At 64.5% G+C, this 17,685-nt stretch carries 17 protein-coding genes; 6 read left to right on the top strand and 11 right to left on the bottom strand.

Translation table 11 applies throughout. The features are described from left to right. The first annotated feature begins 2 nt into the window (after window positions 1–2). On the top strand, window positions 3–350 hold the full coding sequence (locus AC3A6F_RS13730; RefSeq protein WP_005664942.1) for a DMT family protein: 348 nt from the start codon (window positions 3–5) through the stop codon (window positions 348–350). Window positions 351–426: 76 nt separating this feature from the next. Continuing rightward, window positions 427–1,293 carry a 3-methyl-2-oxobutanoate hydroxymethyltransferase gene (gene panB / locus AC3A6F_RS13725; protein WP_487681585.1) on the top strand — a complete coding sequence of 289 codons (867 nt, stop codon included), beginning with the start codon at window positions 427–429 and terminating at the stop codon, window positions 1,291–1,293. Window positions 1,294–1,610: 317 nt separating this feature from the next. Here panB and AC3A6F_RS13720 read toward each other — a convergent pair whose 3' ends face one another. Continuing rightward, a complete protein-coding gene (locus AC3A6F_RS13720; RefSeq protein ID WP_487681584.1) occupies window positions 1,611–2,759 on the bottom strand; it encodes an MFS transporter in 1,149 nt (382 codons plus the stop codon). Further along, window positions 2,756–3,532: a DeoR/GlpR family DNA-binding transcription regulator gene (locus tag AC3A6F_RS13715; RefSeq protein ID WP_487681583.1), complete on the bottom strand. Its 777-nt coding sequence runs from the start codon at window positions 3,530–3,532 to the stop codon at window positions 2,756–2,758. The genes AC3A6F_RS13720 and AC3A6F_RS13715 overlap by 4 nt, the downstream gene beginning before the upstream one ends. Window positions 3,533–3,708: 176 nt before the next feature. Between AC3A6F_RS13715 and AC3A6F_RS13710 the strand changes: the two genes are divergently transcribed. The 3 genes from AC3A6F_RS13710 to AC3A6F_RS13700 all read left to right on the top strand — a co-directional run bounded on the left by AC3A6F_RS13710 (window position 3,709) and on the right by AC3A6F_RS13700 (window position 7,110). Further along, complete coding sequence (locus AC3A6F_RS13710) at window positions 3,709–4,767, top strand: sensor histidine kinase (protein ID WP_487681582.1); 1,059 nt, start codon at window positions 3,709–3,711, stop codon at window positions 4,765–4,767. Window positions 4,768–4,770: 3 nt separating this feature from the next. Further along, entirely contained in the window at window positions 4,771–5,523 is a 753-nt protein-coding gene (locus AC3A6F_RS13705; protein WP_487681580.1) for a LytR/AlgR family response regulator transcription factor, read from the top strand. A 126-nt stretch (window positions 5,524–5,649) separates the two neighbouring features. Further along, entirely contained in the window at window positions 5,650–7,110 is a 1,461-nt protein-coding gene (locus tag AC3A6F_RS13700) for a high affinity choline transporter 1 (RefSeq protein ID WP_487681579.1), read from the top strand. A gap of 149 nt (window positions 7,111–7,259) precedes the next feature. Here the strand turns inward: AC3A6F_RS13700 and AC3A6F_RS13695 are convergent, their stop codons facing one another. Together AC3A6F_RS13695 and AC3A6F_RS13690 are read right to left on the bottom strand one after the other, a co-directional pair. Next, a complete protein-coding gene (locus AC3A6F_RS13695) occupies window positions 7,260–8,630 on the bottom strand; it encodes a glutamine synthetase family protein (RefSeq protein ID WP_487681577.1) in 1,371 nt (456 codons plus the stop codon). 80 nt (window positions 8,631–8,710) lie between these two features. Then, complete coding sequence (locus AC3A6F_RS13690; protein WP_487681575.1) at window positions 8,711–9,490, bottom strand: gamma-glutamyl-gamma-aminobutyrate hydrolase family protein; 780 nt, start codon at window positions 9,488–9,490, stop codon at window positions 8,711–8,713. Between the two features lie 412 nt (window positions 9,491–9,902). Between AC3A6F_RS13690 and AC3A6F_RS13685 the strand changes: the two genes are divergently transcribed. Continuing rightward, entirely contained in the window at window positions 9,903–10,457 is a 555-nt protein-coding gene (locus AC3A6F_RS13685) for a PEP-CTERM sorting domain-containing protein (RefSeq protein WP_487681573.1), read from the top strand. Window positions 10,458–10,583: 126 nt separating this feature from the next. Here AC3A6F_RS13685 and AC3A6F_RS13680 read toward each other — a convergent pair whose 3' ends face one another. The 7 genes from AC3A6F_RS13680 to AC3A6F_RS13650 form a co-directional block, all read right to left on the bottom strand. Beyond that, window positions 10,584–10,952, bottom strand: a complete 369-nt coding sequence (locus AC3A6F_RS13680) for a nucleotide pyrophosphohydrolase (RefSeq protein WP_487681571.1) — start codon at window positions 10,950–10,952, stop codon at window positions 10,584–10,586. Continuing rightward, complete coding sequence (gene can / locus AC3A6F_RS13675; protein WP_487681569.1) at window positions 10,930–11,628, bottom strand: carbonate dehydratase; 699 nt, start codon at window positions 11,626–11,628, stop codon at window positions 10,930–10,932. Before can ends, AC3A6F_RS13680 begins: the two co-directional genes overlap by 23 nt. Before the next feature lie 201 nt (window positions 11,629–11,829). Next, window positions 11,830–12,960, bottom strand: coding sequence for a molecular chaperone DnaJ (dnaJ, locus tag AC3A6F_RS13670; protein WP_487681567.1), 1,131 nt, complete (start codon window positions 12,958–12,960; stop codon window positions 11,830–11,832). Window positions 12,961–13,080: 120 nt separating this feature from the next. Then, window positions 13,081–15,033, bottom strand: a complete 1,953-nt coding sequence (gene dnaK / locus AC3A6F_RS13665) for a molecular chaperone DnaK (RefSeq protein WP_487681565.1) — start codon at window positions 15,031–15,033, stop codon at window positions 13,081–13,083. A gap of 121 nt (window positions 15,034–15,154) precedes the next feature. After that, window positions 15,155–15,730: a nucleotide exchange factor GrpE gene (gene grpE, locus AC3A6F_RS13660; RefSeq protein WP_123069020.1), complete on the bottom strand. Its 576-nt coding sequence runs from the start codon at window positions 15,728–15,730 to the stop codon at window positions 15,155–15,157. A gap of 236 nt (window positions 15,731–15,966) precedes the next feature. Continuing rightward, window positions 15,967–17,070 (bottom strand): ferrochelatase, encoded by a 1,104-nt coding sequence (gene hemH, locus AC3A6F_RS13655; protein WP_487681563.1) that lies wholly within the window; start codon window positions 17,068–17,070, stop codon window positions 15,967–15,969. Window positions 17,071–17,207: 137 nt separating this feature from the next. Further along, the gene (locus AC3A6F_RS13650) at window positions 17,208–17,636 is read right to left on the bottom strand and encodes an organic hydroperoxide resistance protein (protein ID WP_147935640.1); all 429 of its coding nucleotides are present in this window, start codon (window positions 17,634–17,636) and stop codon (window positions 17,208–17,210) included. Between the last annotated feature and the right edge of the window lie 49 nt (window positions 17,637–17,685).

Raw genomic sequence — 17,685 nt, 5'->3', positions numbered from 1 at the left:
CCATGAACCTGCCCGTCTGGGCCCAGACCACGGGCCTCCTGATCCTGTCGAACGTCTTCATGACCTTCGCATGGTACGGCCACCTGAAAGGCCTGCAGCACCGCGCCTGGTACGTGGCGGCCCTGATCAGCTGGGGCATCGCACTGTTCGAATACCTGCTGCAGGTGCCGGCCAACCGCATCGGCCACACCCAGTTCTCGCTGGCCCAGCTCAAGATCATGCAAGAGGCGATCACCCTGACCGTGTTCGTGCCGTTCGCGATGTTCTACATGAACGAACCGTTCAAGCTGGACTACGTCTGGGCGGGCCTGTGCCTGGTCGGCGCCGTCTACTTCATCTTCCGTTCATGACCATTTGCCTGCAGCTTCGCGGGCGCCGCATTACACTACGCGGATCTGGACGTTCCAGTTTTACCAAAGGATTTGTATGAGCTCTTATTTGCAGGGTAACGATATGGCCACGACCGGCGCCGCCACGGTGCCGACGCCGGTGCCAGCGTTGCCGAAGGCCGTGACCGTTCCCGCGCTGCTCGCCAAGCGCGCAGCCGGCGACAAGATCGCGATGCTGACCTGCTACGACGCCAGTTTCGCATCGCTGATGGACCGTTGCGGCGTCGAGATCCTCCTGATCGGCGACTCGCTGGGCATGGTCTGCGCCGGCCACGACTCGACCCTGCCGGTGACGGTGGCCGACATGGTCTATCACACGGCCTCGGTCGCGCGCGGCAACAAGAACGCGCTGGTGCTGGCCGACATGCCCTTCGGCAGCTACGGCAACCCGCAGCAGGCCTACGACAGCGCGGTGCAGCTGATGCGCGCCGGCGCCCACATGGTCAAGATCGAGGGCGGCGCCTGGCTGGCCGACACCGTGCGCCTGCTGGTCGAACGCGGCATTCCGGTGTGCGCGCACATCGGCCTGACCCCGCAGTTCGTGCACCAGCTGGGTGGTTTCAAGGTGCAGGGCAAGACCGGCGAAGGCGCCGAGCGCCTCAAGAACGACGCGCTGGCGCTGCAGGCTGCCGGCGCGGCCGTGGTGCTGCTCGAGGCGGTGCCCGCGGTCTTGGGCCGCGAAGTCACCGAGATGCTGTCGGTGCCGACCATCGGCATCGGCGCCGGTCCCGATTGCTCGGGCCAGGTACTGGTGATGCACGACCTGCTGGGCGTATTCCCGGGCCGCAAGGCGCGCTTCGTCAGGAACTTCATGGATGGCCAGACCAGCATCGACGCGGCCGTCATGGCCTATGTCGCGGCCGTGAAGGACGGCAGCTTCCCGGCGCCGGAGCACTGCTTCTAAGAGAAGATCATGGGCCAGCAATCGACTTCGCGTCTGTTCCTGGCCCTCAAAGCTGGGGTCCACAAAGCTGGGGTCAGGTCTGACATTCGGACACGATCTCATCCTTATAAAGAAACCACCGTTGAGCCCGTGTCTGAATGTCAGACCTGACCCCACGTCCTGGGTGACCCCACGTCCTGGGCGGCGTCTATACCGTGCTGCGCGAATACGTAGATTCGGCGGCTTCGCCGCCGACGCGGTGATGGTTGGCGGCGAGATCATCCGGCGCGAGATGGGCACCGATCACAATCACCGCGTCGGCGGCAGAGCCGCCAACCCTACCGCTTGAGCGCTCCCGCGCTCAGCGCGATCACGATCCCCGACAGCGCCAGCGCGCCGAGCGCCACCATCACGCTCGAGTGCACCGCCACCCAGCCCAGCACCGGCGGCGCCAGCAGCAGGCCGCCATAGCCCAGCGTGGCCACCGCCGCCACGCCCGCGCCGGGATGCATGCCGGGGATGCGCGCGGCGGCGCCGAACAGCAGCGGCACCACGTTCGCCGCGCCCAGGCCGACCAGGGCGAAGCCGCAACTGGACATCACGAAATTGGTGCTGAGGACCGCCAACGCCAGGCCGGCGAACATGGCCAGGCCGCCGCTCACCATCACCCGCATCGCGCCGACGCGCAGGATGATGCGGTCGCCGGCGAAGCGGCAGGCCGCCATCGCGATCGAGAACGCCGAGTAGCCCAGCGCCGCCGACGCCGGCGATGCGCCGGTGCGCTCCTCCAGCAGCAGCGCGCTCCAGTCGACCAGCGCGCCTTCGACCGCGAAGCACAGCAGCGCCAGCAGGCCGAGGCCAAGGGCGGCGCCGCGCGGCAGCATGAAGTGGCTGCCGCTCGCATGCGCGGCGAAGCCCAGCACGCGCGGCGCCGTCAAGGCCAGCACCACGGCGGTCGCCACCGCTACCATCAGCGCGCCTTCGCCATGCCCCAGGCCCTGGCCGACCAGCACGCCGCCCAGGCTCGCGCCGAACAGGCCGCCCAGGCTGAAGAAGCCGTGGAACGACGACATGGTGGGCAGGCCGCGCGCGGTCTCGACCTCGCTGGCGTTGGCGTTCATGGCCACGTCCAGCGCGCCGTTGGACACCCCGAACAGGAAGGCCGCCACGAACAGCAGCGGCAGGCTCGGCACGCCCATGATCACGGCCGTCATCAGCGCGAATGCAAAGCCCGACAACAACACCATGCGGCGCGTGCCGAAGCGCCCGGTCAGGCCGCCCATCAGCGGCATCGCCATCAGGGCGCCGCCGGCAATCGTCAGCAGCACCAGGCTCAGCATGCCGGTATCGATGCCCATGCGCGCCTGCACGGTCGGCACGTGGGCCGCCCACAGGCCGATGCCGGCGCCGTTGAGTAAAAAGACGGTCGAGATGGCCCAGCGGCCGGCTTCGACGCTGCGGGGTTCGATGGTGGAGACGTGGGTCATGCCAGGGCCTTGTCGGTGAGTTTGATGTCAAGTGCGGGGTGGCGTTCGCGCAGCGAGGCGATGGCGGTCGACGGCGCATCGGCCTCCAGCACCAGGTGGTCGATCTCGTCCAGCCCACCGAACAGGAAGGGGGCGCTGTCGTCGAAGCGTTCATTGAGGACGGCGACCGCGCGCCGCACGCTCGCGGCCAGCATGGCCGCCTTGAGCGCCGCCTCCTCGGGATTCGAAGCGGCCAGGCCGCGCGCGGGATCGATCGCACACACGCCCACCAGGGCCAGGTCGGGCCGCAGGCGCTGCACTTCGGCCAGGGTGGCGGCGCCGATCACGGCGCCATCGTTCGGATGATAGGTTCCGCCCAGCAGCACGATGCGGGTGCGCTGGAAGCCGCCCAGCGCCAGCGCGATCTGGGGGCTGTTGGTGACGATGGTGGCGCAGCAGCCGTCCGCCAAAGTGCGCGCCAGCGCCAGGTGGGTCGAGCCGGCGTCGATGAGGACCGTGTCACCTGGGCGGATGCATGCGCGCAGGCCCTGCGCCAGCTGCGTCTTGCGCGGGAGGTCGCTGGCGGCGCGCTGCTCGAAATTCTCCGGCGGGCGCAGGCGGATCGCACCGCCGTGCACGCGCCGCAGCAGGCCGGCCGCGTCGAGATCGCGCAGGTCGCGCCGGATGGTGTCCTCGGACGTCGCCAGCCGCCCCGCCAGCTCCGCTGCCAGCACCCGCCCTTCACGCTCGACCGCATCGACGATCGCCTGGCGCCGTTCTTCCGGCAATTGCATGGTTGGCTCCAGTTCGTTTGATACCTCACTGTACACAAACAGGCACCTTCGCGCAACAACATGCAGAAAAACGCAAACACGCGCGTCGTCGCATCCAGGCCGCAACTGGCGCCGTATTTCCTGCAACTGAGCGCATGGCATGGCGCAAGCGACGCAATCTCGACGATACTTTGCAGATGAACCGGATCAAGCCTGCTTTCCTTTCCCCCATGTGGCGCATCTATATCGGCGCGTGGATCGCCTATGTCATCCTGGTGGGGCTGATCGTGCAGGCCGACGAGATCGAGGCCGGGCAGTTCGACCCAACAATGATCGCCTACGCCTTCGTCACCACCGGGTCAGGCGGCGTGCTGCTGGCGCTGGCGTGGCCGCTCACCGGGTGGATGGACCGGCGCGGGATAAGGGCCCGGACGCGCTTTGCCATCCACCTGGCCGCCGCCATTGCCTTCGCCACCTTCGCGCACCTGATCATCCTGTCGCTGCAGAAGGGAGACGGACAATCGTTGTCCTGGCATGCCTGGCCGCTGATGTACAGCCTGATGAGCTACGCCCTGACGGCCGGCATCTTCCAGACCGTGCGCGCCAACGCCGCCGCCCAGCGCCAGGCCCTGGCCGCCCAGCAGGCGCAAACCTTGCTGGTTGCCGCCGAACTGGGCGCCCTGCGCAGCAAGCTCAATCCCCACTTCCTGTTCAACACCCTGCACTCGATCATCGCCCTCACCCAGCGCAATCCGGCCGCCGCCGAGACGGCGCTATTCCAGTTCTCCGACATGCTGCGCTATGTGCTGGACACCGAGCGCGCCGGCGCCGACCGCGTCACGCTCGACGCCGAACTGCAGTTCGTGCGCGACTACCTGGAGCTGGAGCAGCTGCGCCTCGGGCCGCGCCTGCAGGTGCAATGGGACCTCGATCCCGACCTGGGGGACTTCGTGCTGCCGGCCCTGACCCTGCAACCGCTGATCGAGAACAGCATCAAGCACGCGTTCAATCCCTACACCCGCCCCGGCCTGCTGCGCATCGAAAGCCGGCGCGACCCGCAGGCCGGCACGCTGCGCCTGACCGTAAGCGACGACGGCCCGGGCGCCGCGCAAGAGACGATCGCCGCCTCGCCCGGCCTGGGCATCCGCACCATCGGCCGCCGCCTCGAACTCGATTACGCCGGACGCGCCTCCCTGAGCATCGATTCCCGTCCCGGCGCCGGCTTCGCCGCCCGCGTCACCCTGCCCATCGCCTGAGACATGACCAAGACCGCAAAGACCGTATTCTTCGCCGAAGACGAACCGCTCGCGCGCGACGTGCTGCGCGACGCCATCTATGCCCACCCTGGCCTGCGCCTGGTGGGCGAAGCCGCCGACGGCGCCAGCGCGCTCGAACGCATCGGGCAGCTGCGGCCCGACGTCGTGTTCATGGACATCCAGATGCCCGAGATGACCGGCCTCGAGGTGCTGCGCCGGCTCGACTACCTGCCGCAAATCGTATTCACCACCGCCTACGACCAGTACGCGGTGACCGCTTTCGAGCTGCACGCGGTCGACTACCTGCTCAAGCCGTTTACCCGTGCGCGGTTCGCGGCCAGCGTGGCGCGCCTGCTGGAAGGCGCCGAACAGCAACAGGATCGCGCCGGCATCGAGGATGCGCTGGCGCGCGCGGAAAGCGGGCCGGCGCGGCTGGACCGCATCCTGGTGCGCGACCGCGGCCGCATCTTCCCGCTCGCCGTGGGCGAGATCGAATACATGAAGGCCGATTCGAAGTACACGGTGATCGTGGCGCGCGGCCAGCACTTCCTGGTGCGCATCGGGATCTCGGAACTGGAGACGCAGCTCGACCCGCAGCGCTTCATCCGCGTGCACCGCTCGGCGCTGGTCAATCTCGATTTCGTCGAATCGATGCGCGCCGACGAGCAGTCGCAACTGCAGATCTTCATGCGCGACGGCGCCTGCATCGGCGCCAACCGCGAAGCTTCGAAACTGCTGCGCGATATGTCGATCTAGGCGCCTTACCATCAAAACAACATCGACCGGCAAAACGGCAAAGTTGGTCCTGCCGCCGGCTTCTGCATTTATAATCGCGGATTTTCCGCCCGATAATAATTCCTGGCCTTCGGAGCATTCACCAGCATGAATATCACCCTGATCTCTTTCGTCGTGCTCTACCTGTTGGGTACGCTTGCCCTGGGCATGTGGGCGGGCACGCGGATCAAGAACACCAGCGACTTCGCCGTCGCCGGCCGCAGCCTGCCGCTGATCATGGTGATCACGACCACCTTCGCCACCTGGTTCGGCGCCGAGACCGTCATGGGCATCCCGGCCAAGTTCGTGCAGGGCGGGCTGAACGCGGTGGTCGAGGATCCGTTCGGGGCCGGCATGTGCCTGATCCTGGTCGGCGTGTTCTTCGCCGCCCGGCTCTATAAACTGAACCTGCTGACGATCGGCGACTACTACCGCCAGCGCTACGGCAAGGGCATCGAGGTGTTCTGCTCGGTGGCCATCATCCTGAGCTACCTGGGCTGGGTCGCAGCCCAGATCACGGCGCTGGGCCTGGTGTTCTCGGTGCTGACCGCCGGCGCCATGTCGCCGGCCGTGGGCATGATCGTCGGCACCCTGACGGTGCTGATCTATGTGGTGGTGGGCGGCTTCCTGGCCGTGGCCGTGACCGACTTCATCCAGATGATCGTGCTGGTGGTGGGCATGAGCGTGATCGCCTGGTTCGCCGCCGACCTGGCCGGCGGCGCCGGCAACGTGCTGGCGATGGCCCAGCAGGCCGACCTGTGGCGCTTCCTGCCGGAGCCGAGCCTCAAGGACGTGATGTTCTTCATCGCCGCCGCGGTCACGATGATGTTCGGCTCGATCCCGCAGCAGGACGTGTTCCAGCGCGTGATGTCGGCCAAGGACGCGCCCACCGCGCGCACCGGCGCCATCATTGGCGGCGCCAGCTACATCGTGTTCGCCTTCGTGCCGATGTTCATCGTGGCCGCCGCCGTGGTCGTGATGGGCAGCACCGCGCTCGACCTGGCCCAGAACGACTACCAGCGCCTGCTGCCGACCTTCGTGATGACGCAGATGCCGCTGTTCATGCAGATCCTGTTCTTCGGCGCCCTGCTGTCGGCGATCAAGAGCACCTCGTCGGCCACCCTGCTGGCGCCGTCGACCAGCTTCGTGGAGAACATCCTCAAGAACCTGCGGCCCGGCATGAGCGACCGCGAACAGCTGTTCGCGATGCGCATCTCGATCGTCGTGTTCGCGGCCCTGGTGCTGCTGTACGCGATCGCGATGGAAGGCACCTCGATCTATGAACTGGTCTCGGGCGCCTACCAGGTGCCGCTGGTCGGCGCCTTCATCCCGCTGGTGATGGGGCTGTACTGGAAGCGCGCGACGACCCAGGGCGCCATCTTCTCGATCGGCGCGGGACTGTTCACCTGGATCCTGTTCTTCGAGCAGATCACGTCGCTGGGCGAGCACTTCCCGGGCCAGCTGGCGGGGCTGATCGCGGCCTTTATCGGCATGGTGGTGGGGTCGCTGGCGCCGCAGGTGTTGAAGAATCGTGGGGAGACGCAGGATGTGCTGGAGGCGCGGGCGTAAGCTGGTTGGATACTTAGGTTCCCGCCTCCGCGGGAACGACGTGCGATAGGTGCGGGCCACGGTCGACGATCGTGGCCCGAGTCATATATACGTCGTTCCCGTGAAGGCGGGAACCTAATCTCGCATGAACAGCGATAACGCTTGGCTAATCAAACATGCAGCAACAAATGCTCCCGCTCCCACGGACTGATCACCTGCATGAACTCGCGGTGCTCCAGCTCCTTCACCGCCGTGTAGACGTCGATAAAGCGCTCCCCCAGCACGTCGCGCAGCCGGTCCTCGCGCCGCAGCAGGGTGATCGCCTCGGACAGGCCCTGCGGCAACTCAACCGGCATGTCATAGGCATTGCCTTCCACCATCGGTGACGGTTCGATCGCTTCCGTCATGCCCAGGTAGCCACAGGCCAGCGTGATCGCCAGCGCCAGGTAGGGATTGGCATCGGCGCCGATCACGCGGTTCTCGATGCGGCGGTCTTGCGAGCCCGACACCGGCACCCGGAAGCCCACCGTGCGGTTGTCGATGCCCCACTGCAGGTTGATCGGCGCCGCCGTCTCGCGCACGATGCGTCGGTAGGAATTCACATACGGCGCGACGATCGCCATTGCCGACGGCATATAGCGCTGCAGGCCGCCGATGTACTGCTGGAACAGCGCCGAGGGAGAGCCGTCGTCGTTGCTGAAGATGTTCTTGCCGCTCTCGGCATCGACCACGCTCTGGTGCACATGCATCGCCGAACCCGGCTCTCCCGCCATCGGCTTGGCCATGAAGGTGGCGTACATATCGTGCTTGAGCGCCGCCTCGCGCAGGGTTCGCTTGAAATAGAAGACCTTGTCGGCCAGGCCCAGCGGCTCGCCGTGCTGGAAGTTGATCTCCATCTGGCCGGCGCCGATCTCGTGGATCAGGGTGTCGACGTCGAGATTCATCATCTCGCAGTAATCGTAGATGTCCTCGAACAGCGGATCGAATTCGTTGACGGCGTCGATGCTGTACACCTGGCGGCTGGTCTCGGCGCGGCCGCTGCGGCCGATAGGCGCCGCCAGCGGCAGGTCGGGGTCGATGTTCTTGGCAGTGAGATAGAACTCGAGTTCGGGCGCCACCACCGGCTTCCAGCCACGCTGCTCATACAGCTTGAGCACGCGCCGCAGCACGCTGCGCGGGGCGAAGTCGACCAGCTTGCCATCGGCGTAGTAACAGTCGTGAATCACTTGCGCGGTGGGATCGGCAGCCCACGGCACCATGGTGATGGTGGTCGGGTCGGCCTTGAGAATCATGTCGCGGTCGATGCTCGAGATGGCGCGCTCGTAGGCAGCGTCACGTTCGGGCGTGTTGCCGGTGACGGTCATGCCCAGCACGACTTCGGGCAGGCGCATGCCGCGGTCATCGGTGAATTTCACGCGCGGGAGGATCTTGCCACGAGCCACCCCGGTCAGGTCGGGGACCAGACATTCGATCTCGGTGACCCGCTTGGCGTCGAGCCACTCTTCCATATCGGTATAGCTGAAGTTATCGCGAATTGCCATGTAGTTGCCTCACTGTCGTTGAAGGGTGCAGAAGGCAGGAGAGTCGGAGAGCCTCGGTCTCGCCCCCTTGGCAGAGGCGCTCATACGGCGCTCCGGCGCCGTTCGTAATTCTCGCAGCGTCGTTCGTGATACTCGCGGCACGCCTGGCCGAAGGCCCCGAACATCTTCATCGAATACGGATTGTGCTGGATGCGCCACTCGGGATGCCACTGCACGGCCAAGGTGAAACCGGGCGCGTTCGACACGGTAAACGCCTCCACCAGACCGTCTTCCGCCAGAGCTTCGACCGTCAGGCCGGGCGCCAGTTCGTTCACGCCCTGCCCGTGCAGCGAATTGACGGGGATCTCGGGCACGCCCAGGATGCGCTCCAGCAAGCCGCCGGGGCACAGGCTGACGTTGTGGGCGTCGCCGTACTGCTCATCCATGCCCAACTCGGCTTTCTCGCGGTGGTCGAACTTGCCGGCGACGGTCTGCACCGCCTGGTGCAGGCTGCCGCCCAGCGCCACGTTCATCTCCTGGAAGCCGCGGCAGATCGCGATGATCGGCACACCGCGCCGCACCGCCTCACGGATCAGCGGCAAGGTGGTCTGGTCGCGCGCCGGATCCTGGGGCAGCGAGGGATCGAGCACTTCCTCAGAGTAATAACTGGGATGCACATTCGATGCCGAACCGGTCAGCATGATGCCGTCGATGGTGCCGAACATGGTGTCCAGGTCCAGCGACGCGCCGAGCGACGGCAGGATCAGGGACGCGCAATCGGCGCCGAGGGTGACGGCGTCGACATACTTGTGCTGGGCCGCGTGATACGGGTGCTCGCCGAAATCTCGCGTGCATGCGGGAACGATGACGATGGGGCGCATGGGTTCTACCTTGTGTTAAGCGCACGAGACCGAAACAACCGGATCCAGCGCGGGGGCCTTTAATCCAGATCAAACACAACGCCAGCGGGGCGTTTCTCCTGCCGATCTGCTAATAAAAATGCGATTCCATGTCAAAAGCTTAACGGACATCGGCGAGCCCTGCCCACACGTTACGGGCCGTCACGAAACGTTCTTAGATCAATGTGAACGGGAAAAAAACAGGCAGACAAAGTCCCTACACCATTTGGTGGTGTCGGGCAAAGTTACATACAGTTGGTAAAAATTCCATGCGTTTTGGGTAAGCCTTTGATTTTAATCAAACGCTCAACAGTGGCACGCGACTTGCATAGTGCCCCATGCTTCATATCGAAGCGACGTGTTACTCGAAATCAAACCAAAACGGAGGGTAATCATGAAAGTCCTGAAAAAAATGCTTGCTGTTGCAACCTTGGGGATGTGCGCAGCTGGTAGCGCCAACGCGGAAATGATTTCCGATTATTACAACCCGATCGACGTACGAATTACGACCAACAATCCATTTTCGTACACCCACGACATGACAGGCTTCGGCCTGCCAGGTCCGACGGTCAATTGGGCCTCGCTGGTCGTCGACCTGTACGACCTGACCGATCCGTTCTCCATCGTGCGCGAATCGGTGACGCTGTCGTTCAACAATCTCACGTCGCACACGATTCACAACGTTTCGTTCTTCGGGCAGAACTACGTCTTCGATGTCGCGACCTTGTTGCAGGCCACGGGCGTCGTGGACGTGTCGATCAGCGTGGGCTGCACCCCCTTCATCTTTACCTGTCTCCAGCAGGACGTCTGGTTCGACGACTCGCGGCTGACGGCCGACATCACCAGGCCGGTGGTCAGCGAAGTGCCTGAACCGGCTACCCTGCTCACGCTCGGCGCCGGCATGCTGGGTGTGGCTGCCACCCGCCGTCGCAGGCAGCGCAAGGATTGACCAGCCCCTGCCATGGTCGGCGACGACGTCGCCAACCTGGCTTGAAGGACCTGCCGCGGGCGGCGCCGCGGCAGGTCCTGCTCGCCTGCAGGCGCAGGTCGAGCGCGTGGAAGGCAAGCCTTCACGCTACTTCTTGTATTCGTCGTACTTGCGCATATCGCCGCGCACAAGTTCGGCAGGATACTTGGCGCGGTTGAGCACCATCTTCTCTTCCACCGCCTGGAACAGGTCGACGTCCAGCTTGTCGGCCAGCCGCACCAGGTACACCAGCACGTCGGCCATCTCGTGGCGCACCTCGTTCAGCTTGCCGGCGCCGAGTTCGTCGGCGCGGCCCGACTGCAGCCACTGGAAATGCTCCAGCAACTCGGCCGCCTCGACGGAGAGGGCCGAGGCGAGGTTCTTGGGTGTGTGGAACTGGTCCCAGTCGCGCTCGTCGACGAAGGTACGGACGATGGCGCGCAGGCGCGCGAGATCACTGTCCGCGGCGTTCGTCACGCACGTCTCCGCCGTCCAGGTAGCCGTTGAGTACGCGCTCGAGCTTCGGCGCGATCTCGTCGAAGCTGCTGACCGTGATGCCCAGGTCACGCAGCAGGCCGTCGTGCACGCCATACACCCAGCTGTGGATGGTCAGCGGCTGGCCGCGTTCCCAGGCGTCGCGCACGATGGTGGTGTGGGCGGTGTTCATGACCTGTTCGGCCACGTTCAGTTCGACCAGGCGGTTGGTGGCGGCGCGGCCGGCCACGTTGCCCAGGTATTTTCCGTGCTTCTCGCGCACGTCGCGCACGTGGCCGAGCCAGTTGTCGGCCAGGCCGACGCGGATGTCTGTCAGCGCCGCATGCACGCCCGAGCAGCCGTAGTGGCCGCAGATGATGATGTGCTTGACCTTGAGTACGTCGATCGCGAACTGCAGCACCGACAGGCAGTTCAGGTCGGAGTGCACGACCACATTGGCGATGTTCCGGTGCACGAACAGCTCGCCCGGCGCCATGCCCAGCAGCTCGTTGGCCGGCACGCGGCTGTCCGAGCAGCCAATCCACAGGTATTCGGGCGCCTGCTGGTCTTGCAGCGCCTTGAAGAAGTTCGGGTCTTCGGCCACCATCGAGGCGGCCCAGGTGCGATTCCGCTCAAACAGCTCCGCCGCGGTCAGTCCCTTGGTCTTGTACTTGTCCATCGTGATTCCTTATATTGTCGTGTTGCCGTCGGGCGGGAGGCTTCCCGTTCGACGTTGCCGGGCCCATCTTGTGCGGACGTTTCGGCGGTGCTCCTCAAAATACGTGAAGTGTAACAGCGTTGCGTGGCGGCTGGCTGCGGCCGGACCAGGCGAAAAAAAACCGCCGGGGGCATGTGCCCGCCGGCGGTTGAGTACAACAGCTTATTCGAAGAAGTCCTTGACCTTGTCCATCCAGCCCTTGCTTTGCGGGCTGTGCTTGGCGCCGCCTTCGGACGTCAGGCGGTCGAACTCGCGCAGCAGTTCCTTCTGCTTGTCGGTGAGCTTGACCGGGGTCTCGACCACCACGTGGCAGAACAAATCGCCGGTATAGCCCGAGCGCACGTTCTTGATGCCCTTGCCCTTCAGGCGGAAGGTCTTGCCGGTCTGGGTGCCTTCGGGCACCGTGAACGACACCTTGCCGGTAAGCGTCGGCACCTCGATTTCGCCGCCCAGGGCTGCCTTGGAAAACGAGATCGGCATTTCGCAATGCAGGTCGTCGCCTTCGCGCTGGAACACCGCGTGCTGCTTGATGTGGATCTCCACATACAGGTCGCCCGGCGGCCCGCCGTTGGTGCCCGGCTCGCCATTGCCCGACGAGCGGATGCGCATGCCATTGTCGATGCCGGCCGGGATCTTCACTTCCAGCGTCTTGTTACGCTTGATGCGTCCGGCGCCGCCGCAGGCCGCGCACGGCTCGGGGATGATCTTGCCGCTGCCATGGCATTTCGGGCAGGTCTGCTGGATGCTGAAGAAGCCCTGCTGCATGCGCACCTGGCCGTGGCCGGCGCAGGTGGTGCAGGTGACGGGCTGGGTGCCCGGCTTGGCGCCGCTGCCGTGGCAGGTGTCGCACTTGTCCCAGCTCGGCACGCGGATCGTGGTGTCGAAGCCGTGGGCCGCCTGTTCCAGCGTGATCTCGAGGTTGTAGCGCAGGTCGGCGCCGCGGTACACCTGCGGACCGCCACCGCGGCCGCCGCGGCCGCCGCCGAAGATGTCGCCGAAGATGTCGCCGAAGGCATCGCCGAAACCGCCCGCGCCGCCGCCGAAGCCGCCGCCCATGCCGCTGTTCGGATCGACGCCGGCGTGACCGTAGCGGTCATACGCTTCGCGCTTCTCCGGATTGGTCAGCATCTCGTAGGCCTCTTTGACCTCCTTGAACTTCTCTTCCGCTTCCTTGTTGTCCGGGTTGCGGTCAGGGTGGTACTTCATCGCAAGCTTGCGATACGACTTCTTGATCTCGTCTTCCGACGCACCCTTTGCGACCCCGAGGATCTCGTAAAAATCACGCTTCGCCATGGTCGGCACCTAAAGTAGTCTGCTTCAATTCTCTAAACCAAAAAAACCGAGCCGATGAACCAGTGAAGGTATCGGCTCGGCCTGTGCGCGGGAAGCTGTTCGTTCCCGCGCCAAAGACGCTTACTTGGCGTCCTTCACTTCCTTGAAGTCGGCGTCGACCACATCGTCGTCCTGCTTGGCCGACTGTTCGCCACCGGCCGCACCGGCTGCACCTGCACCAGCAGCGCCCGCGCCGCCTGCCTGCTGCGCCTGCATGTCGGCATACATCTTCTCGCCCAGCGATTGCGCTGCGCTCGACAGGGCCGCGGTCTTGGCATCGATGTCCGCCTTGTCGCCGCTCTTGATCGCGCCTTCCAGGTCGGTGATCGCCGCTTCGATCTTCTCTTTCTCTGCCGCGTCCAGCTTGTCGCCGTATTCGGTCAGCGACTTGCGGGTCGAGTGAACCAGCGCGTCGCCCTGGTTACGGGCTTCGGCCATTTCCTTGACCTTCTTGTCTTCTTCCGCGTTCAGCTCGGCGTCCTTCACCATCTTCTGGATTTCTTCTTCCGACAGGCCCGAGTTGGCCTTGATGGTGATCTTGTTTTCCTTGCCGGTGGCCTTGTCTTTCGCGCCGACGTGCAGGATGCCATTGGCGTCGATGTCGAAGGTCACTTCAATCTGTGGCGTACCGCGTGCTGCCGGCGGGATGCCTTCCAGGTTGAATTCGCCCAAGCTCTTGTTGCCTTGCGCGATTTCACGCTCGCCCTGGTAGACCTTGATGGTCACGGCCGGCTGGTTGTCGTCGGCGGTCGAGAACACCTGCGAGAACTTGGTCGGGATCGTGGTGTTCTTGTGGATCATCTTGGTCATCACGCCGCCCAGGGTCTCGATGCCCAGCGACAGCGGGGTCACGTCCAGCAGCAGCAGATCCTTGCGCTCGCCCGACAGGACCGAACCTTGAATCGCGGCGCCGACGGCGACGGCTTCGTCCGGGTTCACGTCCTTGCGTGCGTCCTTGCCGAAGAACTCTTTCACCTTCTCTTGCACCTTCGGCATGCGGGTCATGCCGCCGACCAGGATGATGTCGTCGATGTCCGAGACCTTGACGCCGGCATCCTTGATGGCGATGCGGCATGGCTCGATGGTCTTGGCAATCAGTTCCTCGACCAGCGACTCCAGCTTGGCGCGGGTGATTTTCAGGTTCAGGTGGACCGGCGCGCCGTTCGCCATGGCGATGTACGGCTCGTTGATCTCGGTCTGCTGCGACGACGACAGTTCGATCTTGGCGCGCTCGGCCGAGGCCTTGATGCGCTGCAGGGCGATCGGGTCTTTCGACAGGTCGAGGCCGTTGATCTTCTTGAATTCGTCGATGATGTAGTCGATCACGCGCTGGTCGAAGTCTTCGCCGCCCAGGAAGGTGTCGCCGTTGGTCGACAGCACTTCGAACTGCTTCTCGCCGTCCACGTCCGCGATCTCGATGATCGAGACGTCGAAGGTGCCGCCGCCCAGGTCATACACGGCGATCTTGCGGTCGCCCTTGTCGGTCTTGTCCAGGCCGAATGCCAGCGCAGCCGCGGTCGGCTCGTTGATGATGCGCTTGACGTCCAGGCCGGCGATGCGGCCGGCGTCTTTCGTTGCCTGGCGCTGCGAGTCGTTGAAATAGGCCGGCACGGTGATGACGGCTTCGGTGACTTCTTCGCCCAGGTAATCCTCGGCGGTCTTCTTCATCTTGCGCAGGACTTCAGCCGAGATCTGCTGGGCTGCCAGTTTCTTGTCGCGCACACCGACCCAGGCGTCGCCATTGTCGGCCTTGACGATCTGGTACGGCATCAGCGAGATGTCTTTCTGCACTTCCTTCTCGTCGAACTTGCGGCCGATGAGGCGCTTGACGGCGAACAGGGTGTTCTTTGGATTGGTCACTGCCTGGCGCTTGGCCGGCGCGCCGACGAGGATCTCGCCGTCTTCCTGGTAGGCGATGATCGACGGCGTGGTGCGCGCACCTTCGGCGTTCTCGATCACCTTCGGGGTACCGTTTTCCATGATGGCAACGCAGGAGTTGGTGGTGCCCAGGTCGATACCGATGATTTTGCCCATGATGTGTTCCTTTAGTATTTGTGAATTTCTGATGGATTCAATATTGGGAAGGAGCAGCGTGCTTTCAAGTGGCTCAGTTGACAGCGTCAGTCAGAACACACACAGATGCCGCTGCCGCTCCTTATTTCGGCGCCGCGGCGGTCACGATGGCCGGACGCAGCAGGCGGTCGGCGATCATATAGCCCTTTTGCAGCACGGTGACCACGGTGTTAGCTTCCTGTTCCGACGGCACGACGGCCACGGCCTGGTGCTTGTTCGGGTCCAGCTTGTCGCCCGCCTGCGGCATCACTTCGACCAGGCGGTTCTTCTCGAAGGCGGCGGTGAGCTGCTTGAGGGTCATTTCCACGCCTTCACGGATCGATTCGACCGTCGGGGCTTCGACCTTGATGGCCATTTCCAGGCTGTCGCGCACCGGCACCATGGCCTCGGCGAAGCTTTCGATGGCGAATTTATGGGCCTTGCTCACGTCTTCCTGGGCGCGGCGGCGGATATTGTCCGCTTCGGCCTTGGCGCGCATGAAGGCGTCATGCATCTCGGCCAGCTTGGCTTCGGTAGCGCTCAGTTGTTCTTCGAGGCCCGGCTCGGCCGATGGAGTGGCCGGCGCGGCGGCTTGTGCGGTCGCACCCTCAGTGGCGTCAGCGGCAGGCGCTTCGCCAGCTTGCTGGTCGAGCACCTCTTTGTTTTCTTGGTCTTGCATCGGAAAAACTCCTAGAATCAAGGACTTGGCTGAGTTAGAAACGTATCCGGATCGATACACAGCGCCCCAGATGGGGCGATCTCCTACAATTTCAAGGGGAATTGCAGAGATGGCATTTGAAAAAGGGATAAATACGGCGCCCAGCACCAACAACCTGGCATTTTAGCAGGTTGTCAATAAGCAAGCGCTTATGCGGTGGCCGTGGAATCGATGCCGGCCTGGCGCCGACATGTGGCTCAAGCGCCCAGGCGGGCCGCGTTCTGCGCGCCGCGCTCGGCGTCGAGGCGGCGTGCTTCGCGCTGGGCCGGGGTCTGGATCGTGGGCCAGCCGATCAGGTGCTGCTCGGCGATCTCGGCCATGCCGCGGATCCAGGACGGCGAGGCGTTCAGGCAGGGAATGTAGTTGAATTCCTTGCCGCCGTTCGAGATGAAATCGTGCCGCACTTCCATCGAGATCTCTTCCAGCGTCTCGAGGCAGTCGCTGGTAAAGCCCGGACAGATGACGTCGATGCGCTCGACGCCATCACGCGCCAGCTGCTGCACGGTCGGCGCGGTGTACGGCTGCAGCCATTCGGCCTTGCCGAAGCGCGACTGGAAGGTGACGAGGTAGTCGTCCGGCGCGAGCTCGAGCGCGTCGGCCAGCAGGCGCCCGGTCTTCTGGCACTCGCAGAAATACGGGTCGCCCAGCTCCAGGGTGCGCTTGGGCGTGCCGTGGAAGCTCATCACCAGTTTCTGGCCGCGGCCGTGGGCGTCCCAGTGGGCCTGCACGCTGTCACGCAGCGCGTTGATATAGCCTTCGTGGTCGTGGTAGTGCTTCACCAGGCGCAGCTCGGGCACGTTGCGCACGCGTGCGTAATGTTGAAACACCGAGTCCCAAATCGAGGCGGTGGTGGTGCCGGAATACTGCGGGTAGGCGGGCAGCACGACGATGCGGTCGCAACCGTCGGCCTTCAGCTGGTCGAGCACGTCGGGCAGGGACGGCGTGCCGTAGCGCATGGCCATCGCCACCTTGACGTCTTCGTGGCCACGTTCGGCCAGCACGGCCTGCAGTTTTGCCGCCTGCTGGGCGGTGTGGATGCGCAGGGGCGAGCCTTCGCGGGTCCAGATGGTGCGGTACTTGGCGGCCGACTGGCCGGAACGGAACGGCAGGATGAACAGGTTCAGGATGAACCACCAGATGCGGCTGGGGATCTCGACCACGCGCGGATCGGACAGGAACTGCTTCAGGTAGCGGCGCACGCTCGAGCGGGTCGGCTCGTCCGGGGTGCCGAGGTTGACCAGGACGATCGCGCTGGGCGACACGGTACCGTGAATGTGAGGCGGTTCTTTACGAAATGGCATAGACAGGAAAGTAGGACAGGACCTGTCTATTATAAGTGGGGGGGTATCTGCAAAGCGGATGACGCCCCCTTTTGCCGGAGTGGCGCCACCACCTTCCGTGGCGCTGCCGCCACGGAAATTGTTCTAACCGCCGGGAATCAGGTGTTCACGTGCAGGCGCACGTCGATGTTGCCACGGGTGGCGTTCGAGTACGGGCACACGATGTGGGCCTTGTCGACCAGCTCTTGCAGCTGGGCCTGGTCCATGCCCGGGGCCTTGATGGTGAGGTCGACTTCGATGCCGAAGCCGGTCGGGATCTGGCCGATGCCGACGTCGCCGGTGATGGTCAGGTCTTGCGGCAGCGCGACCTTGGCCTGGCCGGCCACGAACTTCAGGGCGCCCAGGAAGCAGGCCGAGTAGCCGGCCGCGAACAGCTGCTCAGGATTCGTGCCCGAGCCGCCGCCGCCGCCGAGTTCCTTCGGCGTGCTCAGCTTCAGGTCAAGAACACCATCGGAACTTTTCGAGGTGCCTTCACGGCCGCCTTGCGAGGTGGCTTGGGCGCGGTACAGGACTTTTTCGATGCTCATGCGAATTCCTTCCATGGTTGGGTTGGCGAACGATGCTGCGGCGTGAGGG

Source organism: Massilia sp. Soil_C_3, from assembly GCF_057657035.1.
This window is presented reverse-complemented; position numbering and strand designations above follow the sequence as displayed.

What these genes read in the sequence shown, in the direction of transcription:
- can (WP_487681569.1), bottom strand. Translation starts at nt 11,628, where the DNA reads ATGGACAAGTACAAGACCAAGGGACTGACCGCGGCGGAGCTGTTTGAG.
- AC3A6F_RS13730 (WP_005664942.1), top strand. Translation starts at nt 3, where the DNA reads ATGAACCTGCCCGTCTGGGCCCAGACCACGGGCCTCCTGATCCTGTCG.
- AC3A6F_RS13720 (WP_487681584.1), bottom strand. Translation starts at nt 2,759, where the DNA reads ATGACCCACGTCTCCACCATCGAACCCCGCAGCGTCGAAGCCGGCCGC.
- hemH (WP_487681563.1), bottom strand. Translation starts at nt 17,070, where the DNA reads ATGCCATTTCGTAAAGAACCGCCTCACATTCACGGTACCGTGTCGCCC.
- AC3A6F_RS13700 (WP_487681579.1), top strand. Translation starts at nt 5,650, where the DNA reads ATGAATATCACCCTGATCTCTTTCGTCGTGCTCTACCTGTTGGGTACG.
- dnaJ (WP_487681567.1), bottom strand. Translation starts at nt 12,960, where the DNA reads ATGGCGAAGCGTGATTTTTACGAGATCCTCGGGGTCGCAAAGGGTGCG.
- AC3A6F_RS13715 (WP_487681583.1), bottom strand. Translation starts at nt 3,532, where the DNA reads ATGCAATTGCCGGAAGAACGGCGCCAGGCGATCGTCGATGCGGTCGAG.
- AC3A6F_RS13685 (WP_487681573.1), top strand. Translation starts at nt 9,903, where the DNA reads ATGAAAGTCCTGAAAAAAATGCTTGCTGTTGCAACCTTGGGGATGTGC.
- panB (WP_487681585.1), top strand. Translation starts at nt 427, where the DNA reads ATGAGCTCTTATTTGCAGGGTAACGATATGGCCACGACCGGCGCCGCC.
- grpE (WP_123069020.1), bottom strand. Translation starts at nt 15,730, where the DNA reads ATGCAAGACCAAGAAAACAAAGAGGTGCTCGACCAGCAAGCTGGCGAA.
- AC3A6F_RS13690 (WP_487681575.1), bottom strand. Translation starts at nt 9,490, where the DNA reads ATGCGCCCCATCGTCATCGTTCCCGCATGCACGCGAGATTTCGGCGAG.
- dnaK (WP_487681565.1), bottom strand. Translation starts at nt 15,033, where the DNA reads ATGGGCAAAATCATCGGTATCGACCTGGGCACCACCAACTCCTGCGTT.
- AC3A6F_RS13695 (WP_487681577.1), bottom strand. Translation starts at nt 8,630, where the DNA reads ATGGCAATTCGCGATAACTTCAGCTATACCGATATGGAAGAGTGGCTC.
- AC3A6F_RS13705 (WP_487681580.1), top strand. Translation starts at nt 4,771, where the DNA reads ATGACCAAGACCGCAAAGACCGTATTCTTCGCCGAAGACGAACCGCTC.
- AC3A6F_RS13650 (WP_147935640.1), bottom strand. Translation starts at nt 17,636, where the DNA reads ATGAGCATCGAAAAAGTCCTGTACCGCGCCCAAGCCACCTCGCAAGGC.
- AC3A6F_RS13710 (WP_487681582.1), top strand. Translation starts at nt 3,709, where the DNA reads ATGAACCGGATCAAGCCTGCTTTCCTTTCCCCCATGTGGCGCATCTAT.